General features: G+C 73.8%; 17 protein-coding genes and 1 pseudogene. 12 read left to right on the forward strand and 6 right to left on the reverse strand.

Annotated features, from left to right (window positions below; translation table 11 throughout):
• From LDL48_RS45125 to LDL48_RS23950, 4 genes and pseudogenes are all read left to right on the forward strand, one after another.
• Window positions 1-120: pseudogene (locus tag LDL48_RS45125) on the forward strand (IS30 family transposase); the annotation flags it as partial.
• Between the two features lie 658 nt (window positions 121-778).
• Entirely contained in the window at window positions 779-3,760 is a 2,982-nt protein-coding gene (locus LDL48_RS44635; protein WP_225257456.1) for a discoidin domain-containing protein, read from the forward strand.
• Between the two features lie 42 nt (window positions 3,761-3,802).
• The gene (locus LDL48_RS23945) at window positions 3,803-4,651 is read left to right on the forward strand and encodes a DUF3800 domain-containing protein (RefSeq protein ID WP_225257457.1); all 849 of its coding nucleotides are present in this window, start codon (window positions 3,803-3,805) and stop codon (window positions 4,649-4,651) included.
• A gap of 9 nt (window positions 4,652-4,660) precedes the next feature.
• The gene (locus LDL48_RS23950; protein WP_225257458.1) at window positions 4,661-5,035 is read left to right on the forward strand and encodes a VOC family protein; all 375 of its coding nucleotides are present in this window, start codon (window positions 4,661-4,663) and stop codon (window positions 5,033-5,035) included.
• A 179-nt stretch (window positions 5,036-5,214) separates the two neighbouring features.
• Here the strand turns inward: LDL48_RS23950 and LDL48_RS23955 are convergent, their stop codons facing one another.
• A complete protein-coding gene (locus LDL48_RS23955; RefSeq protein ID WP_225257494.1) occupies window positions 5,215-5,937 on the reverse strand; it encodes an AfsR/SARP family transcriptional regulator in 723 nt (240 codons plus the stop codon).
• 296 nt (window positions 5,938-6,233) lie between these two features.
• Between LDL48_RS23955 and LDL48_RS23960 the strand changes: the two genes are divergently transcribed.
• Window positions 6,234-6,791, forward strand: coding sequence for a DUF305 domain-containing protein (locus LDL48_RS23960; RefSeq protein WP_225257459.1), 558 nt, complete (start codon window positions 6,234-6,236; stop codon window positions 6,789-6,791).
• A 133-nt stretch (window positions 6,792-6,924) separates the two neighbouring features.
• Here the strand turns inward: LDL48_RS23960 and LDL48_RS23965 are convergent, their stop codons facing one another.
• Entirely contained in the window at window positions 6,925-8,322 is a 1,398-nt protein-coding gene (locus LDL48_RS23965; protein ID WP_225257460.1) for a DUF1996 domain-containing protein, read from the reverse strand.
• A gap of 190 nt (window positions 8,323-8,512) precedes the next feature.
• Here LDL48_RS23965 and LDL48_RS23970 point away from each other — a divergent pair, with 190 nt between their 5' ends.
• Window positions 8,513-9,571: a LacI family DNA-binding transcriptional regulator gene (locus tag LDL48_RS23970; protein WP_225257461.1), complete on the forward strand. Its 1,059-nt coding sequence runs from the start codon at window positions 8,513-8,515 to the stop codon at window positions 9,569-9,571.
• Between the two features lie 28 nt (window positions 9,572-9,599).
• Here LDL48_RS23970 and LDL48_RS23975 read toward each other — a convergent pair whose 3' ends face one another.
• The 3 genes from LDL48_RS23975 to LDL48_RS23985 all read right to left on the reverse strand — a co-directional run bounded on the left by LDL48_RS23975 (window position 9,600) and on the right by LDL48_RS23985 (window position 14,600).
• Window positions 9,600-10,691 carry a calcium:cation antiporter gene (locus LDL48_RS23975; protein ID WP_225257462.1) on the reverse strand — a complete coding sequence of 364 codons (1,092 nt, stop codon included), beginning with the start codon at window positions 10,689-10,691 and terminating at the stop codon, window positions 9,600-9,602.
• Window positions 10,692-10,774: 83 nt separating this feature from the next.
• Window positions 10,775-11,071: a hypothetical protein gene (locus LDL48_RS23980; RefSeq protein WP_225257463.1), complete on the reverse strand. Its 297-nt coding sequence runs from the start codon at window positions 11,069-11,071 to the stop codon at window positions 10,775-10,777.
• A gap of 136 nt (window positions 11,072-11,207) precedes the next feature.
• The gene (locus LDL48_RS23985) at window positions 11,208-14,600 is read right to left on the reverse strand and encodes a S8 family serine peptidase (protein WP_225257464.1); all 3,393 of its coding nucleotides are present in this window, start codon (window positions 14,598-14,600) and stop codon (window positions 11,208-11,210) included.
• A gap of 292 nt (window positions 14,601-14,892) precedes the next feature.
• Here LDL48_RS23985 and LDL48_RS23990 point away from each other — a divergent pair, with 292 nt between their 5' ends.
• Window positions 14,893-15,909: a glutathione S-transferase family protein gene (locus LDL48_RS23990; RefSeq protein ID WP_225257465.1), complete on the forward strand. Its 1,017-nt coding sequence runs from the start codon at window positions 14,893-14,895 to the stop codon at window positions 15,907-15,909.
• A gap of 27 nt (window positions 15,910-15,936) precedes the next feature.
• Here the strand turns inward: LDL48_RS23990 and LDL48_RS23995 are convergent, their stop codons facing one another.
• Window positions 15,937-16,434: a MarR family winged helix-turn-helix transcriptional regulator gene (locus tag LDL48_RS23995; RefSeq protein WP_225257466.1), complete on the reverse strand. Its 498-nt coding sequence runs from the start codon at window positions 16,432-16,434 to the stop codon at window positions 15,937-15,939.
• Between the two features lie 91 nt (window positions 16,435-16,525).
• Between LDL48_RS23995 and LDL48_RS24000 the strand changes: the two genes are divergently transcribed.
• The 5 genes from LDL48_RS24000 (at window position 16,526) to LDL48_RS24025 (ending at window position 25,444) form a co-directional block, all read left to right on the forward strand.
• On the forward strand, window positions 16,526-17,515 hold the full coding sequence (locus tag LDL48_RS24000; protein WP_225257467.1) for an EamA family transporter: 990 nt from the start codon (window positions 16,526-16,528) through the stop codon (window positions 17,513-17,515).
• A gap of 235 nt (window positions 17,516-17,750) precedes the next feature.
• Window positions 17,751-20,900 carry a DUF5691 domain-containing protein gene (locus LDL48_RS44225; protein WP_308016487.1) on the forward strand — a complete coding sequence of 1,050 codons (3,150 nt, stop codon included), beginning with the start codon at window positions 17,751-17,753 and terminating at the stop codon, window positions 20,898-20,900.
• A complete protein-coding gene (locus LDL48_RS24015) occupies window positions 20,897-21,958 on the forward strand; it encodes an ATP-binding protein (RefSeq protein ID WP_225257468.1) in 1,062 nt (353 codons plus the stop codon). Before LDL48_RS44225 ends, LDL48_RS24015 begins: the two co-directional genes overlap by 4 nt.
• On the forward strand, window positions 21,951-24,272 hold the full coding sequence (locus tag LDL48_RS24020) for a DUF5682 family protein (protein ID WP_225257469.1): 2,322 nt from the start codon (window positions 21,951-21,953) through the stop codon (window positions 24,270-24,272). Before LDL48_RS24015 ends, LDL48_RS24020 begins: the two co-directional genes overlap by 8 nt.
• Window positions 24,269-25,444, forward strand: a complete 1,176-nt coding sequence (locus LDL48_RS24025; RefSeq protein ID WP_225257470.1) for a VWA domain-containing protein — start codon at window positions 24,269-24,271, stop codon at window positions 25,442-25,444. Before LDL48_RS24020 ends, LDL48_RS24025 begins: the two co-directional genes overlap by 4 nt.
• Window positions 25,445-25,447 lie beyond the last annotated feature (3 nt).

Below are 25,447 nucleotides of genomic sequence, written 5' to 3' on the forward strand. Positions count from 1 at the left end.
GACCAGGCCGGGCTCGACCACGTCGCCGACGAACTCAACGGAAGACCCCGCATGACCTTGGGCTGGGCCAACCCAGCTGCAAAAATGGCTGAGCTAGTCGGTGTTGCAACCACCAGTTGAGTTCGCCATATCGGCCACGGCTGCACGACTTCGACCCTCCCGCCGACGGCTACGTGGCCCCCTCTCCAGCCACGGCGTGTGGCGCCGTGGCGCGATACGCGCCACAACTCGACACGCCCCCACCACCCCAACCGGGCGTGCGAAGTTGCGGCGCGCTGCATGCCACAACCCAACACGCCCCCACCACCCCAACCGGGCGTGCGGAATTGCGGCGCGCCGCGCACCTAAAAGCCCCACACGCGACCACGCCCAAACCGCCGTGCGGAGTTGCGGCGCGCCGCGCACCCGAGAACCCCACACGGCGAACGACTCCAGCCCGCCGTGCGGAACTACGGCGAGCTGCGCACCACAGAACCCCACGCCCACACCACGGCGGCACCACGCGCAAACCGCCGCGCCCGCGACGCGCTGGCCGCGCGCAGGACACCGCCGCACCTCCAAGATCTCCACCTCGAACGACGCATAACGGCCACTACACAGGCCGAGGGCCGGAGAGCGCTTTCCACGACTCGGGCTAGAGGGCGAGAAATCTGTCATTCGTCCGGACTTCGACCGTCGTCATACATCGAAGTATTGACATGCGAGAAAGCCAAGCGTAACACTTCCGCCATCACGGAGAGCGCTTTCCCAGCGCACCCCTCGACCGTCAGGAGTCCCCGTGCACCCGGCTTCGGTCGTCCCCCGCCGATGGCGTCGCCTCGCGGTCGCCGCCCTCCTCGCCTCGTCCGTCACGGTCGCGCCCCAGGCCGCGGTCGCCGCGCCCGCCTGCGGCACCACCAACCTCGTCCAGGCCCGCCCCGCCGCCGCCTCCACCCAGGAGGGCGCCGACGTCGGCCCGGCCCACGCGGTCGACGGCGACCCGGACACCCGGTGGTCCAGCGAGTTCAGCGACCCGCAATGGCTGCGGGTGGACCTCGGTGCGGCGCAGGCGATCTGCCGGGTGGTGCTGCGCTGGGAGAACGCCTACGGCCGGGCGTACCAGATCCAGACCTCGCCGGACGGCACCGCCTGGACCACCGTGCACGAGACGGCCACCGGCGCCGGCGGCACCGAGACCGTCGAGGTCACCGGTTCGGGGCGGTACGTCCGGATGTACGGCACGGCGCGTGGCACCGGCTACGGCTTCTCGCTGTACGAGTTCCAGGTGTTCGGCACCACGGCGGCCGAGCCGGGGTGGAGCACGGTGTGGACGGACACGTTCGACGGGCCGGCCGGGTCCGCCCCGGCGACCGGGAACTGGCTGCTGCGCACCGGCACCCAGTATCCGGGCGGCGCCGCCAACTGGGGCACCGGTTCGGTGGAGACGGCGGCGACCGGCAACGTGACGCTGGACGGGGCCGGCCGGCTGCGGATCGCGGCGGTACGGGACGGCGCGGGGCGCTGGACCTCCGGCCGGATCGAGACGCAGCGTGCCGACTTCGCGGCGCAGCCCGGAGAGATGGTGCGGTTCGCGGCCGTGTTGCGGCAGCCGGACGTGGCGAACGGGCTGGGGTACTGGCCGGGCTTCCGGGCGACCGGGGCGGCGTACCGCGGCGACTTCACGAACTGGCCCGGGATCGGCGAGACCGACATCATGACCGACGTGAACGGGCGCGGTCAGCTCGCCCAGACGCTGCACTGCGGGACCGCGCCGGACGGGGTCTGCGCCGAGTACACCGGGCGGTCCAGCGGGTTCGCGTCGTGCACCGGGTGCCGGGCCGGGTACCACGAGTTCAGTCAGGTGATCGACCGGACCAGGACGGACGAGGAGATCCGGTTCTATCTGGACGGCCGGCAGACCTGGGTGGTGCGCGAGTCGCAGGTCGGGGTGGCGGCGTGGACGGCCGCCGTACACCACGGGTTCTATCTGCGGTTGGACCTGGCGGTCGGCGGATCGCTGCCGAACGCGGTCGCCGGGTTTCCCACGCCGACGCCCGGGACGACATCCGGGGGCGTGCTCAGCGTCGACTCCGTGACGGTGTCCCGGGCGGCCGGCCCCACCGCGCCGGCGATGACCGACCCGCCCACCCCGGCCGGGCCCAGCACGGTCCGGGTGACCGGCACCCAGGGCAACTGGCAGCTACAGGTGGACGGCGCGCCGTATCAGGTCAAGGGGATCACGTACGGGCCGCCACAGGGCGCCGCCGACGGGTACGTGCGGGACCTGCGGAACATGGGCGTCAACACGATCCGCACCTGGGGCGTGGACGACGCGCAGACGCCGGTGCTGCTGGACCGGGCGGCGCAGCAGGGCCTCAAGGTGATCGTCGGGCACTGGCTCAACCAGGGCGCCGACTACGTCAACGACACCGCGTACAAGAACGCGGCGAAGGCGGAGATCGTGGCCCGGGTGAACGCGCTGAAGAACCGGCGCGGCGTGCTGATGTGGGACGTCGGCAACGAGGTCATCCTCACCATGCAGGACCACGGGCTGGCGGCCGACGTGGTGGAGGCGCGGCGGGTGGCGTACGCGCGCTTCGTCAACGAGGTGGCGCTCGCGATCCGGGCGGCGGACCCGGCCCATCCGGTCACCTCGACCGACGCGTACACCGCGGCCTGGAAGTACTACCAGCAGTACTCCCCCGCGCTGGACCTGCTCGCGGTCAACTCGTACGGCGCGATCGACACGGTGCGGCGGGACTGGGAGGCCGGCGGGTACACGAAGCCGTACCTGCTCACCGAGGGCGGCCCGGACGGCGAGTGGGAGGTGCCGGACGACGTCAACGGCGTCCCGGCCGAACCCGGCGACCTGGCGAAGCGGCAGGGGTACACGGACAGCTGGAACGCGATCCGGGCGCACGCCGGCGTGGCGCTGGGCGCGACCGAGTTCCACTACGGGCTGGAGAACGACTTCGGCGGCGTCTGGCTGAACGCCACCACCGGCGGCTGGCGGCGGCTCGGCTATCACGCGCTGCGGGAGGCGTACACCGGGCAGGTCGCGGCGAACACGCCGCCGGAGATCTCGGCGATGACCGTGGGTACGCCCACCGCGGTCCCGGCCGGCGGCACGTTCACCGTGGAGGTGGCGGTGCGCGACCCGCAGGACGACCTGATCCGGTACCAGCTGATGGCGTCCGACAAGCACGTCACCGGCAACCGGGGACTGAGCCACCTGCGGTTCGCCGAGACCGGTCCGGGCCGTTTCACGGTGACCGCGCCGGAGGCGCTCGGGGTGTGGAAGATCTACGTGTACGCGTACGACGGGCACGGCAACGTCGGCATCGAGCAGCGGTCGTTCCGGGTGGTGCCGCCGGCCGCACCGGGCACCGACCTGTCCCGCGGGCGGGTGGTCACCGCGTCGTCGTACCAGCCGACCGGCACCGCCGGCCCGCTGCTGCCGGGGTACGCGGTGGACGGCGACTACGCCACCCGGTGGGCCAGCGAGTGGGTGGACACCGCCTGGCTGCAGGTCGACCTGGGTTCGGTGCAGTCGTTCGACCACGTGCGGCTGGCCTGGGAGGCGGCGTACGCGACCGGATACACGGTGCAGACCTCCGCCGACGGCACCTCCTGGTCCACGGTGTACGCCACGACCAGCGGCAACGGCGGCTTCGACGAGCTGGCGGCGGCCGGCCGGGGCCGGTACGTGCGGGTCGACGGCACGGCGCGCGCCACCGGGTACGGCTATTCGCTCTGGGAGTTCGGTGTCTACCGCCGCTGAATTGCGGCGGCGGCCCGACGCGTTCCTTGCTACACAGGGACCGTGCGGGAGATCGCGTGCGACGAGTCGGGGTACGAGGGCGAGAAGCTCGTCGACACCACGACCGACGTCTTCGCGCACGCCGGCGTGCACCTGGACGCGGAGACGGCGGGTGCGCTCATCCGCGAACTGCGCGGGCGGATCCGCTCGCCGGCCACCCAGTACAAGGCCGGGCACCTGCTGCGGGAGAAGAACCGTGCGGCGCTCGAGTGGTTCCTCGGACCGCAGAGCCCGGTGTACGGACACGGCCACGTCTTCCTGGTCGACAAGGCGCACCACGTGCGCACCCAGCTGGCCGGGCTGCTGGACGTGGACGCGGACTCGCTGCCCCGGGCGCCGTACTTCCTGAGCGCCGCCAACGACGTACTCCGGGTCAAGGACACCCCCGGCGTGGTGGACGAGTTCTTCCGGGTGTCCGGGCCGGCCGTCGACGGCACCGGCCCGGCCCGCGACCGGATCGAGCTGTTCCGGCGGTGGCTGCGGTCCGACCCGGCGGTGAACACGGTGCTGGATCCGCTCGTCCCGGCGCTGGTCACGGCGGTGGACCGGTGGGGACCGGTGCGGATCCTGCACGACCGGCAGATCATGCTGCCGGAGCGGCGCATCGCCCGGATCCGGGAGCGGTGCGACGGCCGGCTGATCGAGGTGCGGTTCGTCGACGCCGAGTCGCACCCGCAGATCCAGGTCGCCGACATCTTGGCCGGCACGGTCCGGCACGTGGCGTCACGGGACCTGGCCGGCCACGGCGACCCGGTGCTCACCGCGCTGGCCGGCCCGTACGTGCACGCGGCGTCCATCCTTTTGTCGTACCCCGGGATTAGGTTCGGTGCCAAGCAACCGGAGAGTCCCTGAGGAGGGGTCATGGACAAGGTGGTCCACTTCGAGGTTCCGTTCGAGAACGGCGAACGCGCGACGACGTTCTACCGCGAGGCCTTCGGCTGGGAGCTGGACGCGATGCCGCAGTTCCAGTACGTCATGGTCACCACGACGCCCACCGACGAGCAGGGGCGGCCGGCCGAGACCGGCGGCATCAACGGCGGCATGCTGGAACGCGAGGGCCCGATCACGTCACCGGTGATCACCATCGGTGTGCAGAACCTGGACGAGTCCCTGGCCCGCATCGAGAAGCTGGGCGGCAAGGTCGCGATCGGCCGCCGGACGGTCGGCAACGCGGGCTTCAGCGCGTACGTCGAGGATTCCGAGGGCAACCTGATCGGCCTCTGGCAGAACGCCTGACCCGATGCGGGTGACGACCGGGAACGTGCTCGGGCGTTTCGGCGGCGACCGCCGCATCGGCCACGTGCTGGCCCGCCCGGGCGGCCCGGGCCCGCGCTCCTGGCGAGCGACCGGCCGGTGCACGGCAGCCACCCGTCGGACCACGACGCGGTCGCCGCCGGCCTCGGACCGTGACCGGTCTACGGGTGACCGTCGCCGCGGATCGCCGTTTCCAGGGCGAGCAGTCCCGGGCCCGGGGCGAGTCCCAGCTCCTCGTCCAGCAGATTGCGCACCCTGTGCAGCACCGCCAGCGCCTCCGGCTTTCGCCCGGCCCGGCACAGCGCGGTGGCGTACAACTCCCAGAGCCGCTCCCGGTACGGCATCTCGCCGACCAGGACGGCCAGTTCGGTGACGCACCAGTCGACGTCGCCGAGCATCAGGCGCGCCTCGGCCCGGTCCTGCACCGCCTCGGCGTGCAGGTTCTCCAGGTCGGCGATCACCCGGCCGGCGAACGGTTCCCCGGCGAACTCGGCCAGCGGCTCGTCCCACTCGGCCAGCGCCGCCTCCAGCTCCGCGGCCGCCGCGGCGGGGTCACCGGCGGCGAGGGCGGCGCGGCCGGCCCAGGCCCGGGCGGTGAAGCGTTCGACGTCGACGTCCCGCGGGTCCACGTCCAGCCGGTAACCCGCCGCGTGCGGCACCAGCAGCCCGGGGGCGCCGGCCTCGACGAGGGCCTGCCCGATCGCGGCGGCGGTGTCGTCGAGCGACGCGGCGCGGTCCCCCCGTCCGGCCAGTCGGTGGCGCGGCACCACCTGTCCCGGCTCGAGCAGCAGCATGGCGAGCACCGCACGTTCCGCACGCGAGGTGAGCAGCACCGGGCCACCGGGGCCGCGGGCCCGCAGCGCCCCGAAGAGCCGGAACGACATCGTCACCGAACCGCCTCCTCCCCTGCGTCCGCTCCGACGCTACCGGCTGAGGCCCATCCATGGTCAACTCTGCGGCCCTGCGTGGATCTTGGAGGCGTGGCGGTGGAACGCCGCGGGGAATCGGGTGGGACGCCGGAACAGGGGAACCTGGAAAGCGCTCTCCAAGCTAAGGTGATTGTTACCCCCAGGTTGCGTCACGTCAATATGTGACCGGTTCCGGAAATGAATTACCGCCCGCCATTGCCGCCCCGTCGAGACATTGACACCCACGGCGGTCCGGCCCAGACTTTCTCGCTGTGACCCCCCGACGGAGCCTGCTCGGCATCGCCCTCGGTCTCGCCCTCACATCGGCCGGGTGCGGGCGTCCGACGCCGCTGCCGCGGGCCACGCCGATCACCGTGGCGCCGTCGTTCGGCGGCACCGACCGGGCCTGGCTGGAGATCACCATCGCCATGGACGAGGAGGTGCTGCCGCTGCTGGACCTCGCCGCCACTCGCGGCGGCACGCCCCGGTTGCGCACGCTGGCGACCGACGTGATGGCGTTTCACCAGCAAGAACTCGCCACCCTACGGGAGTTGCACGGGCTCGCCGGGCTGCCCGCGGAGAACCCGCACAAGGGCATGCCGATGCCCGGCATGGTCACCGCCGGGCAGGTCGCCGAGGCGGCCGCGGCGTCCGGCGCGCGTTTCGACCGGCTGCTCGTCACCCGCCTCGGCGCGCATCTGGACCAGGGCGTGCGGCTGGCCGGCAGCGCGGAGGCATCCGGCGCGGAACCGCGTACCCGGAAGCTCGCGGCCCGGGCCCGCACCGAGCGGGAACGTTTCCGCGCCGCCCTGAGAACCGTTCCGGCGTGATTACCGGCCGCGCCCGCCATTCACCCGCCGGCCGGGAACGCGGCTTTCCCGAAGATGAACTGCGGTTTTTCTGTGCTGCATCGGCGAGAAACCGTCCGGGTACCGGGAAAGGTACCCGGACGGTCCGGAACGGTTACCGGAGTTCGTAGTTCTCGTTGAGGGCGGCGCCGCGGTCCGGCTTGTAGAGGTCGAAGCCGCGCGGGTCGCACTGGAGTCCGCCGTTGATGCAGTGCCGGACCAGCGCGGCGAGCGTCGGCGCGTCCCAGGCGTTGTAGAAGTCGTAGTGGAAGGAGTAGCCGCGGCCACTGGACAGCCGCACGTTCGCCATGTTCCCGCTCACCGGGAACGCCATCTTGAACTCGATCATCGGCACCGCCACCGGGTGGCCGGCCGGGCAGACCCCCAGCACGGGGTACGCCATGTGGCTCACGTGGTCCGGCGTGTCCAGGTGCCGGCCGTCCCAGCAGCTCGGCGCCTGGTACCGGATGTTGAGCTGGGTGCCGGCCGGGCAACTCGCCGGGAAGTCCCAGTTGAAGGCGCTGTCCCCGCACTCCCAGCCCTCGACCGCACCGGGCGCGTTGCGGAACTCGTCGCGGGTGGCGACCGGGCTGCCGACCACGTACCGCAGGCCGGGCGGGGACGGCCGGACGCTGCGGTGGTCGAGCACGCCGCTCTTGTAGTAGATGACCTGGCGCCCCACCGGTTGCACCGCGGTGTCGCCGTTGAGCAGCGTCGGCATCCAGTACCCGGTCTTGTCGCCGGGCGTGATGCAGGACGTGCCGCCGCCCTGCAACGAGGGCAGGGTGGAGTGCGCGTCGGTCGTGGTGTTGCCGAGGAACGTGTGCGAGTGCGAGGCGCCCGGCAGCTTCGGGAAGACGATCGGGTCGTCCGGCAGGTTGGTCCGGCTCACCGAGCAGTTCGCCTGGAACTCGTGGTGGGTGGTGGGCGGGTCGGTGGCCGGCGGCACCGCGGTGGATGGCAGCACGCCGGTCACCGGCGGGTCGGCGGGCACGTAGCCGTCGCCGGCCGGGGGCGCCTGGCCGGTGCCGTACACCTGGAACTCGTACAGCGAGTAGCCGTAGCCGGTGCCGCGCTGGGTGCCGTACATCCGCACGTAGCGGCCGGAGCCGCCGACCGCGAGCGACTGTGTCCCGCCGGCACCGGCGGTGGTGGCGTAGACCGTGGTCCACGCGGTGCCGTCCGGGCTGGTCTGGATCTGGAAGGCCCGCGCGTACGCGGACTCCCACTGCAGCACCACCCGGCTGATCGTCGCGGTGCCGCCGAGGTCGACGCGCAGCCACTGCGGATCGTTCCAGGTGCTGCCCCAGCGGGTGTCCGGGCGGCCGTCGACGGCGGCCACCGCCGGCGCGCCGCCGTTCTCCGCCGACGAGGCGAGCGCCGGCCGGCCCTGGGACAACAGGGTGTCCACGGCCTGCGCGGAGGGTGCGACGGCGACCAGGAGCGAGCCGGTGAGGGCGGCCGCGGCGATCGGCGCCAGCAGCCTTCGGATGGATCGGGCCGGTTGTGTCACGGGGTCTCCCTTGACGTGAGGACGGGTGAACCGGCTTGGAGAGCGCTTTCCGAAGTGTCCCGCCGATGCCGGAGCCCGTCAATGTCCCCGCGCTGATCGTCCCGGATCGCCCGATGTCGCCGACCGGTTCGGGAGAGCGCTTTCCGGGCTGTGCTATAAAGACGGGCATGCACAGCGGAAGCTCGGCCCGATGACCGCCGCGGGCGGACCGGTGCGCGTCGGCGACCGCGTGCCCACGCTCGAGGACGTGGCCCGGGTGGCCGGCGTGTCCCGGGCCACCGTCTCCCGGGTGATCAACGGGATCCGCAACGTCGACCCCCAGCTGCACGAGGTGGTCTGGCACGCGGTCGGCCAGACCGGGTACGTGCCGAACCGGCTGGCCCGCTCGCTGGTCACCCGGCGCAGCGGCACCGTGGCCCTGGTGGTGTCCGACACCGAGTCACACGACGACGACCCGTTCATGGGGCGCTTCTTCGCCGATCCGTACTTCGGCCGGGTCGTCGGCGGGTTGATGAGCGTGCTGCGGACCGCCGGGGTGCAACTCGCCCTGCAGATGGTCGGCACCGATCAGCAACGCGCCCGGCTGGTCGGCGACCTGCGCAACGGCCAGGCGGACGGGGTGGTGGTGCTGTCCCTGCCCGCACACGACCCGCTGCCGCGCATGCTCACCGACGCCGGCGTACCCGCGGTCATGATCGGCCGGCCGGCCGAGCCGGTGCCGATCAACTACGTCGACCTGGCCAACGACACCGGCGCCGGGCTCGCCGCCGACCACCTGCTCGGCCGGGGCTGCCGGCTGATCGGCATGATCTCCGGCCCGGCCGACGTGCCGGCCAGCACCGACCGGATCTCCGGCTTCCGGCGCACCATGGCCCGGCACGGGCACGCCTGGGTGCCGCTGGTGTCCGGCAACTTCACCCAGGACAGCGGCGAACACGCCATGCGCGACCTGCTGGCCGCCCACCCCGGCGTCGACGGCGTGTTCGTCGCCAACGACCTGATGGCGCTGGGCGCGCTCACCGCGCTGCGCGCCGCCGGCCGGCGGGTCCCCGACGACGTGGCCGTGGTCGGATTCGACGACAGCAGCGCCGCGGTGGCGGCCAGCCCGGCGCTCACCACGGTCCGGCATCCGCTGGAGGACATGGCCGCGGAGAGCGCGCGGCTGCTGCTCGGCCACGTCGAGGACCGGAACCTGCGGGTCTCGTCGGTGATCTACGAACCGGAGCTGGTGGTCCGGCAGTCGGCGTGACCACCACGGCACCGCCCGCGCCGGGGCGTCACGGGCTCGCGGCCAGGAACAGGAACGCGGCCAGCAGGCTCAGGTGGACGCCGCCCTGCAGCACGTTCGCCCGGCCGGGCACCACGGTGAGGCCGCCCACCAGGACGGTCAGCGCCAGCAGCACCATCTGGGTGCCGCCCAGCCCGAGCAGCAGCGGGCCGTCCAGCCAGATCATCGCGATGGCGATCGCCGGGATGGTCAGCCCGATGCTCGCCATCGCGGAGCCCAGCGCCAGGTTCAGGCTGGTCTGGACGCGGTCGCGGGCCGCCGCGCGGACCGCCGCGATGGTCTCCGGCAGCAGCACCAGCAGGGCGATGACCACACCGACCACCGACTGCGGCAGGCCCGCGTCCGCCACCGTCGACTCGATCGTCGGCGAGATCGCCTTGGCCAGGCCGACCACCGCGACCAGCGCGACCAGCAGCAGGCCGAGGCTGGTCCAGGCGTCCCGGGCGGTCGGCGGGTCGGCGTGGTCCTCCTCGTCGACCACCCGGCCGGACGTGGTGATCGGCAGGAAGTAGTCGCGGTGCCGGCGGGTCTGGACCGTGACGAACAGGCCGTACAGGGCCAGCGACGCGATCGCCGCGAAGGCCAGCTGGGCCGGCGAGAACTGCGGCCCCGGGCGGCTGCTGGTGAACGTCGGCAGCACCAGGCTCAGCGTGGCCACGGTGGCCACCGTGGCGAGGGCACCGCCGGTGCCCTCGGCGTTGAACACCGCGATCCGGCGGCGGATCGCGGCGACCAGGATGGACAGGCCGAGGATGCCGTTGCAGGTGATCATGACGGCGGCGAAGACGGTGTCCCGGGCCAGCGACTGGGTCTTCTCGCCGCCGCTGATCATCAGCGTGACGATCAGGCCGACCTCGATCACGGTCACCGCGACCGCCAGCACCAGCGACCCGTACGGTTCGCCGACCCGGTGCGCGACCACCTCGGCGTGGTGCACGGCGGCCAGCACCGAGCCGGCCAGCAGCAGCCCGACGATCGCCACCACCACGCCGGGCAGATCCCGGCCCCAGGTGGCGGCGAATGCGAGGAGCGCCAGGGCCGGCAGGACGACGTTCCAGCGGGTGACGATCTTGGCGGGCATGCTTCCACCCTGCCAGAGAACGGGCCTTCCGGCCCACCGAGCGGTCAGGTCCCGCCCGCCCGCGGCGGGCGGACGGGACGGTCTCAGAAGGTCTCCGGCGCGCCCGGACCGCCCGGCTGTGCGGATCCGGAGCCGTCCCGCTCCGGGCACTCCTTGCCGCTCCCGCCGGGCGCCGCCGCCGCGGTGTCCGACCCGGCGGAAGGCCAGACGAGCCCGCCGTCCCGCGCCGGCGAACCGCTGCTCCGCTGGTCGTTCACGACCTGCTGGGCGGGGCGGGACCCGGCGTCGTCGCCGCCGGCGAACGCGGCACCGCCGAGGGCGACGGCACCGGCGGCCGCCGCGGCGGCGAGGCCCAGGCCGGCCATGGTCTTCTTTCGCATCGTTGCACTCCGCATCTGTCGGTGGTGGCGGCGAACCGCGGCCGGGTGAACCGGCGTACCACCGATGGGACCAGCCGCGGGCGAAAGCCGACCGAAGGCCGTCGCCCGCCGGGCACAGCCGCCCGCCCCGGCGCCGCTACGGCGCGATCCGGTAGGCGCGGAGCACGGTCTGCCGCACGGAGTTGCCCGCGGCGTCCGTCACGGTCGCCCGCAGCGAGACGAACCCGGTCTGCTCCGGGTGGGTCACCGAGACGGTCCGCGCCGTACCGGACCCGGACACCGTGGCGCCGCGCCAGGACGCCCCGTCGTCCGTCGAGTACTCGACGGCGACGGTCCGCACCCGGCCCGGCTCCGAGCCGCGTTGCGCCGCGAGCGTCACCGGGAAGCTGACCGTGGTGCCGGCCCGGGCGACGTTGCCGGCGTCGAGCACCGGGCGGAACGACGCGGTCCACAACGGAACCGGGACGGACGCGCCGCCACTCGGCCGGCTCGACCGGAACGTCCACACCGCGGAGATCCGGGTGGACAGCTCGGCCGGTGCCGACTGCTCGACCGTGCCCGCCAACTCGTACGTCGCCGCGCCCGGCCGTACCGGCACGTCCGGCCACGGGCCCTCGGTGCTGTCCGCGATGGCGGTCCCGTTGCGGCGCAGCGTGAACTGCGGGCTCCCGTTGCCCCAGCCGGAGTGGCCGGACCCGTCGCCCACCAGGCGCGGCTCCAGGTGCAGCGTGTTGCCGACCCGCTGCACGCCGTCGGTCGGCAGGCGCAGACCCGCGTACGACGGCCCGATCACCGGCTCGTTCCACCCCTCGGTGATGGCCCGCCCCGGGGTGTACGTGCGCGGCGCGCTCTCCACCGCGATCGTCGAGGCGCGCGACGCCGGCTGGAAGTCCCCGAACGCCGAGAACCACTGCTGCTTCCCGCCGGTGGAGTAGTACTCGGTGTGCGTGAACGGCAGGTCGAACCGCAACTCGAACTGGCCGGCCGCCCACTGGTCGCCGAAGTACGGGTACGACGACTTGCGCGCCTCGGTGTCCGGGGCGCTCTCGGCGAGTCGCGCGTCCACCCGGGCCAGCGTGGTCGTCAGGTAGTCACGGGTGAACCCGGTCGGTACGTACTTCTCGAACCGCTCCAGCAGGTGGTAGCTGCGCGGCGAGTTGCGGGAGCCGGGACCGGGGCCCGGCTGGGCCAGGGTCAGGTTGAGGTAGCTGGACAGCCCGGCGGTGCGCCGGCCCGGTTCGACCTGCCCGAAGGCGAACGGATTGGTGGCGTCGAACAGGTTGCTGTAGGTGCGCGTACGGCCGGCGTCGTCCTGCCACGAGTAGCCCAGTTCCACGCTGTGCGGCCGCTCGGCCGGGTCGTCGGTGACGTCGACGTCGATCGACCGCGCGGTACGGGCGTCGAGCGTGATGCTCCGGTCCCCCTCGATCCGTACGCTCGGGTTGACCAGCAGCGTCTCCCGGGAGTTCGGGTCGTCCGGGTCGTCGGAGATCCGGGACTGCAGGAAGTAGGTACCCGCCCGGATGAACCGGGTCATCGGCTCGCTCTCGTTGCCGAGGTAGTAGTCCTCCCCGCCGTCCAGCGAGAACAGGATGGTCGAGCGGGAGGTGGCCGGCCGGCCGGTGCTGGTCAGATGGTGGAGGGTGACCTCGCCGCCGGCGATCGCCCGGTCCACCGCGAACGGGGTGACGACACGCACGTCCCCCTCGGCCGTCGCCGTGACGGTTCCGCCGTAGTGCCCCTCCGCGCCGTCGATCGCGGTGACCGCGGTGAACCGCACGGTGGCGCTGCCGCCCGCCGGCACGGTGACCGAGGGGGTGTCGAGCGTGAACATCCCGGCCGGTGCGGTGGCGCCGTCCGGGCCCCGGGCGGTCACCGTGAGGTCCAGGGTGCGGGCCGAGGCGCCGGTGTTGGTGTACGTCACGGTGCGCTCCAGCACCGGGTCGTCGGCGTGCGGGTGATGCTGACGGCCCAGGCTGAGGCTCGGCGGGTCGGCGAGCACCGTCTGGTCGTACCCGCGGCCGATGTCGAGGCGGCCGGCGCCCTGCCCGAAGACCGGGGTCGCCTCGTGCGGCCGGGCCGAACCCAGCAACGCGGACTTGACCTGCTCGCCGGTCCACCCGGGGTGGCGCTGCGCCAGGATCGCCGCGGCGCCGGCCACGTGCGGGGCGGCCATCGACGTGCCGTCGTACTGCACGTAGAACTCGCCGGGCGGAACCGTGCCCGCCGCCGTGCTGGCGGCCGCGGTGATGCCCTGCCCGGGTGCGGTCAGCTCGGGCTTCATCGCGGTGTCCCCGAGGCGCGGGCCGCGGGCACTGAAGCCGGTCAGCGTGTCGTCGTCGCGGACCGCGCCGACGGACAGCGCCGCGTCGGCGGTGCTGGGGCTCTCCACGGTCATCTCGCCGTCGCCGTTGTTGCCGGCCGACACCACGAACAGCGTGTCGTGCCGCGCGCTGAGCGTGTTGACCGCCTCCTCCATCGGGTCGAGACCGACCGTGTCGGCGCCGCCGAGGCTGAGGTTGACCACGTCCGCGCCCTGGTCGACGGCCCACTGCATGCCGGCCAGGATCGCCGACTCCGGGCAGTTGTCGCTCTGCGCCACGAAGCAGACCTTGCCGCTGAGCAGCGATGCGCCGGGCGCCACGCCGCGGTGGGTGCCGCCGGACGCGGCACCGGTCCCGGCCACGATCGAGGCCACGTGGGTGCCGTGGCCGAGCAGGTCCCGCGGGTCGGCCTCGGCGGTGAAGTTCTTCGCGGCGAGTACCTTCCCGGTCAGGTCCGGGTGGGTGTCGTCGATGCCGGTGTCCAGCACGGCGACCTTCGTGCCGGTGCCGTCGTAGCCGGCGGCCCACGCCGTGGGTGCGCCGACCTGCGGCACGCTGGTGTCGAGGTTCAGGCTCAGCTTGCGGTCCAGCCACACGCCGCCGATCTCGCCGCGCAGTTCCCGCCGGCCGGTGCCGGTGGTGATCTCGTTCCAGAAGGACCCGGCCGTGGCCGCGGGTGCCTCCACCGCGGCACCGCCCACGCTGGGCAGATCGCGGCCGAGCCGGGCGCCGCCCTTGGCGAACCGTCCGCGGGCCGCCGAGCTGTCGTTCCGGCCGTACTTCACGATCAGCGGCGTGCCGCCCCGGGTGCTGTCGTAGCCGTACCCGGCGAGTTCGGTCACGTCGAACAGGTTTCGGTCCAGCCGGCCCGCGGCCACCAGGCTCTCCGCGTCGGACGGCACGACGTGGACGTGTCCGTCGGCGTCGCGGTAGGTGCCGAAGGTGACGCCGTCCCGGTCCGCTCCCGGTGCGATGCTGACCGCGCCGGTCGAGGTGAGCGTCACCCGGTCGCCGGTGATCAGCACGAGGTGCCGGGCACTGTCGGCCGGGGCGCTGTCGGTGGGGGCGCTGTCGGTGGGGGCGTTGTCGGTGGGGGCGGTGCCGCCGGCCGGCGGGGCCGCGGCGGCGCCCGGCCCGGAGCCGGCGGGGATCACCGCGCCGACCAGAACGGCGGCCAGCAGCCCGGACCATGGCTTTCGTCGCATCGGCGCATTCTCCCCCGGCGGCGGCACGGCAGCGACTGTGATGAACGTCTACCGTGGACCGGCCGGTGGCCCGGACAGGCCTCCCACCTGCGGCTCGGCGACGAGACGGGAACTTTGTGCCATGCGGTCCGCCGGTGGGACCGCATGGCACAGACGATCTCTTCCTGTTCGGCGCCCTCGGCCGGGTAACCGAGGGCACCGGCTGCGCAAGATCCAGGACGTGGGGTTGCCCGCGCAGGCCGGCGGCCGTATCGCGGTGTGATCGGCCCGGATTCGGGGCACGATGAAGGACATGGCGTACGTCAACCCGTCCGGCGAGTTCTCCCGGGACCAGCGTTACATCGGTAGCCGCATCACCGCCGACGGCCGGGACGGCTATCCGGTCGAGCCGGGTCGCTATCGGCTGGTCGTCAGCCGGGCCTGTCCGTGGGCCAACCGGGCGATCATCGTGCGCCGCCTGCTCGGCCTGGAGGACGCGCTGTCCATGGGCATCGCCGGCCCCACCCACGACGAACGAAGCTGGACGTTCGACCTGGATCCGGGCGGGCGGGACCCGGTGCTCGGCATCGAACGGTTGCAGGAGGCCTTCGTCAAACGCTTCCCGGGGTACGACAAGGGCATCACCGTCCCGGCCATCGTCGACGTGCCGACCGGTCAGGTGGTCACCAACGACTTCCCGCAGATCACCGTGGACCTGAGCCTGGAGTGGACGAAATACCACCGCGAGGGCGCCCCGGCGCTGTATCCGGAGCACCTGCGCGACGAGATCGACAAGGTGAACCGGTTCGTCTTCGCCGATGTCAACAACGGCGTCTACCGGGCCGGATTCGCCGGCACCCAGGAGGCGTACGAGACGGCGTACCATCGGCTCTTCGACCGTCTGGACAAGCTGTCCGAGCACCTGTCCACGCAGCGGTACCTGGTCGGCGACACCATCACCGAGGCGGACGTCCGGCTGTTCACCACGCTGGCCCGCTTCGACCCGGTCTACCACGGCCACTTCAAGTGCAACCGGCAGAAGCTGTCCGAGATGCCGGCGCTGTGGGCGTACGCACGGGACCTGTTCCAGACGCCCGGCTTCGGGGACACCATCGACTTCGTCCATATCAAGGCGCACTACTACGAGGTCCACACCGACATCAACCCGACCGGGGTGGTGCCGGCCGGCCCCGACCTGAGCAACTGGCTGACCGAGCACGGCCGGGAGAAGCTGGGCGGCCGGCCGTTCGGCGACGGCACTCCCCCGCCGCCGCCCAGGCCGGGCGAGGTGGTCCCGGCCGGGCACGGCGCCACACCGGCCCGCACCTGACGCGCCGCGGCCCGGTCCGGCGGGATCTCACCGGTCGGCGTGCGGCCCGAGCGCCTCGCGGAGCAGGTCGGAGAGTTGCCGGGCCCGGTCCGCCGGCAGGTGGGACAGCAGCCGCTGCTGCTCGGCCAGGCCGGCCGCGACCGCGCCGTCGACGATCTCCCGTCCGGCGTCGGTGAGCCGGACCAATACTCCCCGGCGGTCGGTCGGGGACGGGCTCCGCTGCACCAGGCCGGCGCGCTCCAGGCGGTCCAGGCGGGCGGTGGTGCCCCCGGAACTGAGCATCATCGAGCCGGCCAGCGCCCCCGGGGACAGCTGATACGGCGGACCGGACCGGCGCAACGTGGCGAGCACGTCGAACTCGGCGCGCCCGATGCCGTACCGGGCGTACGCCTTCTCCACCTCGTCGCCGGCCACCCGGGCCAGGCGGTAGATCCGCCCGAACACGGCCATCGCCGTGGTGTCCAGGTCGGGCCGCTCCCGGCCCCACTGCTCGATGATCCGGTCCACGCCGTCCGACTCCGCCATGCGCCCATTCTCTCGACGTCGAGCTTCTTGACAAGAAGGTACCTCCGGGATTTATCTTGATGTCGAGATACTTTCCATCGAGGGAGTTTCCATGGGTACGCCGATCCTGCTCGTCACCGCCCTCACCCCCGCCGTGTGGGGCACGACATACGCGGTCACCACCGAGTTCCTCCCGCCCGGCCGCCCGGTCCTGGCCGGGGTCCTCCGCGCCCTGCCGGCCGGCCTGCTGCTGCTCGCGTTCACCCGGCGCCTGCCGCGCGGCGACTGGTGGTGGCGCTCGGCCGTCCTCGGCGCGCTCAACATCGGAGTGTTCTTCGCACTGCTGTTCGCCGCCGCGTACCGGCTGCCCGGCGGCATGGCCGCGGTGCTCGGCGCCGCGCAACCGCTGGTGGTGGCCGGACTGACCGTGCTGCTGCTGGCCGAACGGGTGGCGCTGCGCACCGTCGTCGCCGGCGTCCTCGGCGCCGGTGGGGTGACCCTCGCCGTGCTCACCGCCGCCGCCCGCCTCGACACGATCGGCGTCCTCGCCGGGCTCGGCGGCACCGTCTCGATGGCGCTCGGCCTGGTGCTCACCAAGCGGTGGGGACGGCCCGGGGTGTCGCTGCTGACCGCGACCGGATGGCAGCTCACGGCGGGTGGCCTGGTGCTGGTGCCGGTCGCGCTGGCCACCGAAGGACTGCCGGACACGCTGACCGGACCCCAGATCGGCGGGTACGCGTACCTGTCGCTGGTCGGCACGCTGCTGGCGTACGCGAACTGGTTCCGCGGTCTGGAGCGGCTGCCGGCCGCGCAGCTCTCCCTGCTCGGGTTGCTGTCCCCGGTGGTGGCGACGGCGCTGGGCTGGGCGGTGCTGGGGCAGTCGCTGACCGGCGTCCAGGTGGCCGGAATGGTGGTGGCGTTCGGGGCGGTGATGTGGGGTCAGCAGGCGGGACGGCCCGCGGGGCAGCTCGGTTCGGCGCCGGACGCCGGCGCGGTGACAACGGCCGGGCACCGGGAGATCCCTCCGGCCGGCCGCGCTGCGTCCACGTGGGGTTCCGGTGTACCACTGGAGCGCTCCAGTGGTACACCGGCGTTGTCATAGGTGCCTCGTAACGACGCTGGTGTACCACTGAGCTGATCTCAGGAGCGCTGGCCGTCACGGCCCGCCTCGGTGCTGGGTGCGGCGTGTCCGGACGGTGGTTCAGCGGTGTCGCGGTGGTGCCCGGAACGGCCGGGCGGGACCGTCCGGCGTCCGGTCCCGCTCCATGCTCACCGGCGTGACCTGGGCCGTCCCTCGATCGGGCGGAAACGTCGTACCTGGCGCCTATGGTTTTGCGGTGCCCGTTGAACGATGGTCTCCCGCCCAGGTCGCCGCGCTGGCGCCCGACCCCGGCTCGCTCCGCACCGCCCGCGGTGCGAGCGGTGGCTCGTGGCCCGCGTCCGGACGGTCCGGCGACGCGGTGTGGGGGCTGTGCCGGGGCAGCGGGAAGCAGCCCTACCAGGTGTGCGTGGATCTCACCGGTCCGGCCTACCGGTGCTCCTGTCCGAGTCGCAAGGTGCCCTGCAAACACGCGCTCGGCCTGCTCCTGCGATGGGCGTCCGACGGCCTGCCGGAGACGCCCGCGCCGGACTGGGTGGCCGAGTGGCAGGCGGCCCGCGTGGCCCGGGCCGCGAAGGCGGCCGCTCCCCGGGGTGCCGGTCCGGCCGACCCGGTCGCCGCCCGGAAACGCGCCGAGCAGCGCGGCGAGCGGGTGGCCGCCGGGATGGCCGAGCTGAGCCGCTGGCTCGACGATCAGATCCAGCAGGGACTGGCCGGCGCCGAGCAGGCCGGGCACCGGCCGTTCGACACCATGGCGGCCCGGCTGGTCGACGCCCAGGCACCCGGTGTCGCCTCCGCGGTACGCCGGCTCGGCGCGATCGTCGGCGTCGGCGCGCAGTGGGCCGACCGTCTGCTCGGCGAGATGGCACTGCTGCGCCTGCTGGTGGCCGGGCACGGCCGCCTCGCCGACCTGCCGCCCACGCTGGCCGCCACGGTCCGCAGCCGGATCGGGTTCCCGGTCGCCGCCGACGACGTGCTCGCCGGGTCCCGGATTCGCGACCGCTGGCAGGTGCTCGGCCGGGTCGACACCGATGACGGGGCACTGACCACCCGCCGCACCTGGCTGCGTGGCGCCGACACCGGGCGGGCCGCGCTGCTGCTGGCGTTCGCCGCCGCCGGGCAGACACTGAGCACCGACGACGTTCCCGGCACCGAGTTCGACGCCGACCTCTGTTTCTATCCCGGCGCGCTGCCGCTGCGCGCGCTGGTCGCCGACCGGCATGGCGCACCGCGTCCGCTCCGCGCGCCGGCCGGCGCGCAGCCGATCCGCGGGGCCCTGGCCACGTTCGCGGACGCGCTGGCCGCCGAGCCGTGGCGGCACGACGTCCCGGTGCTGCTGGCCGGCGTGGCACCTACCGCCGACGGCCGGCTGGTCGACCGGGCCGGCGACGCCCTGCCGCTGGCCACCGGCCACCGGGAGCCGTGGTGGCTGCTGGCCGCGGCCGGTGGCGCGCCGGCGGTGGTCGCCGCGGAGTGGTCACCGGGCGGGTTGCGGCCGTTGGCGGCCTGGGTCGACGGGCGCCATGTGCCGGCCGCTCCGACCGTGTTCGAGGGCGGGCCGCCACGCGCGCCGGAGCTGCCGGCCGACTTGCTGGCCGCGGCGCTGGTCGGGACGGCCCGTCGGCCGTGGACCGCCGACCTGGTCCGGGTCGGCGACCGGGAACTGGTCACCACCGTTGCGGCGCCCCGGTCCGCCCTTTCGGCCGGCCCGGGCCCGGCGCACCCCGCCTGGGATGTCGGCAACTTGGTGGGCGATGCGCAGGACGCCGCAAGCCCGGCGGGCGATACCCGGGACTCCGCCGGCTCGGCGGGCGACGCCCGGGATGCCGGCTCGGCGGGCGACGCCCGGGATGCCGGCTCGGCGGGCGACGCCCGGGATGCCGGCTCGGCGGGCGACGCCCGGGATGCCGGCTCGGCGGGCGACGCCCGGGATGCCGGCGGCTCGGCGGGCCGGGTGCGGGGCGCGGCCGGGTCGGCGCAGGCGCTGCTGGAGGCCGCGGCCGCCGCGCTCATCTACCGCCGGGCCGGCACCACTCCCGCCGCCGGGGTTCAGCCGGTGCCCGCGGCACCGGTGGAGACCGACCGCCCACTGCCCGCCGCGGCCGGCGAACGGCTGTTGCGCATCCTCTCCGACGGCGGCGTCCCGGGCGGCGCCCAGGTCGCCCAGGAACTGCTGGCCCAGTGGCTGGACGCGGCCGCCCGGCACGGCGGCTTCGTGCCGCCGGAGGCCCTCCCCGCGCTGCTCGACGCGGGCCGTCGCAACGGGACCGTGCGCCCCTCGCTGGCCCGGGTCGCCGGCCGGCGCGGCGCCTGGCTCGCGGCCATGCGCGCGGACTGGCGGTGGCTGCTCGACGAGGCACCGGCCGGCCCGGCGGGCGCCTGGGAGACCGGGTCCGGGGGCGAGCGCCTGGCGTACCTGATCACCCTCCGCCGCACCGACCCGGCGGCCGGGCTCGCGCTGCTGGAGAGCACCTGGGCCGGGGAGTCGTCGGACGACCGGGCCCGGTTCGTCGCCGCCCTTGACGTCGGGCTGTCCGGCACCGACGACGCCTTCCTCGACCGGGCACTGGACGACCGGCGCCGCGAGGTGCGGGAGGCCGCGCTCGACCTGCTGCGCCGGCTGCCCGGTTCGGCGCTGGGCCGGCGCATGGCCGAGCGGGCCCGCGCCGCGATCCACCTGGAACGGCGTCGCCTCGGCCGGGACCGCCTCCTGGTCGACCCGCCGGAGGATCTGGACGAGGCACTGCGCCGCGACGGCGTGGCGGCCATGCCCGCCCGGGGCACCGGCATCGGCGCGTGGCTGCTCGAAGAGGTGGTCGCCGGGGCGCCGCTGGACACCTGGATCCCCGCGTTCGGCCGCGACCCGGATGCGGTGCTCGACCTGGCCCGCGGCCACGACTGGGAGACGCCGCTGGTGCACGGCTGGGCCAAGGCGGCGATCGCGCAGCGCGACCCGGCCTGGGCGACCGCTCTGGTCAACCACGACGGGCGCGGCTCCGGTCAGGGTCTGCGCGAGGCGGTGCGCTGGGACCTGCATCTCGTCCTGCCGCCCGCCGAGCTGGCCCGGATCGCCGCCGACTTCCTGCGCCGCGAGGACCACCTCGCGCACCGCCTGCTCGCCGTGCACACCGGCGACTGGCCGGACGAACTCGCCGTGGCGGTGGTCGAGACGATCGCCCGCCGGGCCCGTACCGACCGGCACTCCTGGCAGCTCGCCGAGTTGTGCCGCGCCGCCGCGCTGGCCATGCCGCCCCGGTACGCCGCGCCGGTCGCCCAGCTCGCCGCCCAGCTCGACCAGGAACCCAGCGACCCGTCCCGGGTCCGGCCGGTGGCCGACCTGGCCCGGACACTCACCTTCCGCCACGAGATGCACCAGGAGTTCGCGTGACCGCACTACGCCCGCACGCCGAGGACCAGTACGCCGACGAACTGGCCCTGCTGGCCGCCGCCGACGACCGGCCCCGGCCGCCCGGCTGGCGGCTGTCCCCCTCGGCCGTGGTGACCTATCTGCTGGGCGACGGCGCGAAGATCACCCCGAAGTACGTGGGACCGCGGCGGCTCGTCGAGGTGGCGGTGTCCACTCTGGTCACCGACCGGGCACTGCTGCTGCTCGGTGTGCCCGGCACCGCGAAGACGTGGGTGTCCGAGCATCTCGCCGCCGCGATCTCCGGCGACTCCACGCTTCTGGTGCAGGGCACGGCCGGCACGGCGGAGGAGGCGATCCGGTACGGCTGGAACTACGCGCGGCTGCTGGCCGACGGACCGACCGACGCGGCCCTGGTGCCGAGTCCGGTGATGCGGGCCATGCAGACCGGCGGCATCGTCCGGGTCGAGGAGCTCACCCGGGTGCCGTCCGACGTCCAGGATGCGCTGATCACCGTGCTGTCCGAGAAGACGCTGCCGGTGCCCGAACTGAACACCGAGGTGCAGGCGCAGCGCGGCTTCAACCTCATCGCCACCGCGAACGACCGTGACCGCGGGGTGAACGAACTGTCCAGCGCGTTGCGCCGCCGGTTCAACACGGTGGTGCTGCCGCTGCCGGAGTCCGCCGACGCCGAGGTGGAGATCGTCGCCCGCCGGGTCGCGCAGCTCGGCAAGTCGCTCGATCTGCCCGAGGTGCCGGCCGCGCTGGACGAGATCCGGCGGGTGGTGACGATCTTCCGGGAGTTGCGCAGCGGGCTCACCGAGGACGGCCGGACGAAGCTCAAGTCCCCCACCGGCACGCTCTCCACCGCGGAGGCGATCTCGGTGATCACCAGCGGGATGGCGCTGGCCGCGCACTTCGGCGACGGCACGCTGCACTCCGCGGACGTGGCGTCCGGCATCCTCGGCGCGGTGGTCAAGGACCCGGCCTCCGACGCCGTGGTCTGGCGCGAATACCTGGAGACCGTGGTCCGCGAGCGTCCGGAGTGGCGTGACTTCTACCGAGCCGCCCGCGATGCCTGAACGGTACTACGGCATCCGGCACCACGGGCCCGGCTCGGCCCGTGCGGTGGTGCAGGAACTCGAACGGCATCCGCCGGAGGTGCTGCTGGTCGAGGGCCCGCCGGAGGCCGACGAACTGGTGCGCTGGGTGGGCGACCGCGGCCTGGAGCCGCCGGTGGCCCTGCTCGGGTACGCCGCGGACGATCCCCGGCGCGCGGCGTTCTGGCCGTTCGCGGTCTTCTCGCCGGAGTGGCAGGCGATCCGCTGGGCGGTGGACCACGGCGTGCCGGTCCGCTTCTTCGACCTGCCGTTCGCCTACCGGGTGTCCGCCGGCGCGAACCGCCGCCCCCCAACCGGCCCAGCCGCCCAACCGGACCCGGGCACCCAACTCGACCCAGCCGCCCAACCCGACCCGGCGGAGAACGAACCCGGCGCGGCGCTGGAGGTGCCCGGCCCGGGCGGCGACGAGCCGGACAGCCGCCCCGAGCCGCTCCGGCCGGTCGACCCGATCGGCGAGCTGGCCGCCGCCGCCGGATACGACGACCCGGAACGCTGGTGGGAGGACGTCGTCGAACACCGCGGCATGCCCGCGTTCGAGGCGATCGCCGAGGCCATGACGGCGATCCGGGACACCTCCCCGGAGGATCCCGAGGACCTGGTGCGGGAAGCGTACATGCGGACCGTGCTGCGGGAGGTGCGACGTACCCACGACGACATCGCGGTGGTCTGCGGCGCCTGGCACGTGCCGGCGCTGACCCGCAAGGTCGCCGTCAAGGACGACACCGCGCTGCTCAAGGGCCGGCGCAAGGGCAAGGTCGCGTTCACCTGGGTGCCGTGGACCTATGGCCGGCTGGCGTCGTGGTCCGGCTACGGCGCCGGGGTGCGCTCCCCCGGCTGGTACCACCACCTCTTCTCCACCGGTGACGACGTGGTGCCGCGCTGGCTGGTCGACGCGGCCCGGGTGCTGCGTGCCGAGGGGGTGCCGACCTCGTCCGCGCACGTCATCGAGGCGACCCGGCTGGCCGAGGCACTCGCGGCCATGCGCGGACGGCCGCTCGCCGGGCTGGCCGAGGTGACCGAGGCGGCCGAGGCGGTGATGTGTGACGGCGAGCGGCTGCGGGTCGAGTTGATCGACCGGCGGCTGGTGGTGGGCGAGCGGCTGGGTGGCGTACCGGACGACATGCCGGCCGTACCGCTGGCTCGGGATCTGGCCGCGCAGCAGCGCACCCTGCGGCTGAAGCCGGAGGCGCTGGAACGCGTGCTGGATCTGGATCTGCGGCGCGAGATCGACCTCGGCCGCAGCCGGCTGCTGCACCGGCTGCGCACGCTGGACGTGTCGTGGGGCGAGCCGGACAGCGGCCGGCGCGGCACCGGCACGTTCCGCGAGCAGTGGCGGTTGCGCTGGCAGCCGGAGTTCGCGGTGCGGCTGGTCGAGGGCAGCATGTACGGCACCACGGTGGCCGCCGCGGCGACCGCCAAGGTGACCGACGCGGCGCGCCGGGCGACCTCACTCGCCGAGGTGACCGCCCTGGTCGAGGTGTGCCTGCTGGCCGATCTGGCGGACGCGTACCCGCCGGTGCTGTCCGCGCTGGACGCCCGCGCCGCGCTGGACGCCGACATCAACCACCTGATGGCCGCGATCCCGGCGCTGGCCCGCACCCTGCGGTACGGCGACGTCCGCCGCACCGACGTGGCCGGGCTGTCCACCCTGACCGCGAGCCTGCTGGTCCGGGTCTGCGCCGGGCTGCCGTCCGCGGTGGGTTCGCTCTCCGACGACGCGGCCAAGGAGTTGCGCGGCCACCTCGACGGCGTGCACGCGGCGGTGGCCCTGCTGGACGACGACGACCTGCGCGACCGCTGGCTCGCCACGCTGGCGTCGGTGGCGGTCCGGGCCGATCTGCACGGCCTGCTGGCCGGACGGCTCACCCGGCTGCTGCTGGACGCGGGCCGGCTGGACGCCGCGGAGGTGCGCCGCAGGCTGCGGTTGCCGCTCACCACCGGTACCCCGCCCGCGCACGCCGCCGCGTGGGTGGAGGGTTTCCTGTCCGGCGGTGGTCTGCTGCTGGTTCACGACGACGAACTTCTGGAGCTGCTGGACGACTGGCTGGCCGACATCGCCGACGACGTGTTCGGCGACGTGCTCCCGTTGCTGCGGCGCACGTTCGGGGCGTTCGCCTCGGGCGAGCGCCGGGCGATCGGCGAGCGGGTGGCCGGCGACCGCGGGGCGCGCCGGTCGGCGGACGCGACCACGCTCGATCACGTCCGGGCGGCCACCGTGCTGCCCACGCTCGGCGCCCTGCTGGGCCGCGATCTGCACATTCGGGAGGCGCGATGACGGAACCTGCGGACGCGGTACGCCGCGAGCGGATGCGTCGCTGGCGGCTGGTCCTGGGCGGGCCGGCGGAGGAGGCGCTGGGTGCGGCCGAGGGGCGCGACGGTGCGATGGACGACGCGCTGGCCGCACTGTACGACGCCGGGGAGCCGGACGGTGCGGGGCGCACGGCCCGGTCCGCGGGGCTGGGCGCGTCGGCCCCGAAGGTGGCGAGGTGGCTCGGTGACATCCGGGAGTATTTCCCGAGCACCGTGGTGCAGGTGATGCAGGCCGACGCCATCGAGCGGCTCGACCTGACCCGGCTGCTGATGGAGCCGGAGATGCTGCAGGCGGTGGAGCCGGACGTGCATCTGGTCGGCACGCTGCTGTCGCTCAACCGGATCATGCCGGACGAGACGAAGGACGCGGCCCGGCAGGTGGTGCGTGCCGTGGTCGACGACCTGGAGCAGCGGATCGCCCAGCAGACCCGGGCCGCGGTGAACGGTGCGCTGAACCGGGCCGCCCGGATCGCCCGCCCGAAGCACGCGGACATCGACTGGGACCGGACCATCCGGGCGAACCTCAAGCACTACCAGCCGGAGCACCGCACGGTCATTCCGGAACGGCTCGTCGGATACGGCCGGCGGACCACCGCGGTGCAGCGCGACGTGGTGCTCTGCGTCGACCAGTCCGGCTCGATGGCCGCGTCGGTGGTGTTCTCCGGGGTGTTCGCCGCGGTACTGGCGTCGATGCGGTCGCTGCGGACGTCGCTGGTGGTCTTCGACACCTCCGTGGTCGATCTGACCGACCAGCTCAGCGACCCGGTCGAGGTCCTGTTCGGCACGCAACTGGGCGGCGGCACGGACATCAACCGCGCGCTCGGGTACGCCCAGCAGCTGGTCACCCGCCCGCGGGACACCATCCTCGTGCTGATCAGCGACCTGTACGAGGGCGGCGTGCGGGAGCAGATGCTGCGCCGGGTCGCCGAGATGACCGCGGCGGGCGTGCAGGTGGTGGTGCTGCTGGCGCTCTCCGACGAGGGGGCGCCGGCGTACGACCACGAGAACGCGGCGGCGCTGGCGGCGCTCGGGGTGCCGGCGTTCGCCTGCACGCCGGACGCGTTCCCGGAGCTCATGGCGGCCGCGGTCGAGAGGAGGGACCTGATGGCGTTCGCCGCCCGGTTCGCGGACGGGTGACTC

The sequence above is a fragment of the Jidongwangia harbinensis genome (genome assembly GCF_020216025.1).
Classification (GTDB): Bacteria; Actinomycetota; Actinomycetes; order Mycobacteriales; family Micromonosporaceae; genus Actinoplanes; species Actinoplanes harbinensis.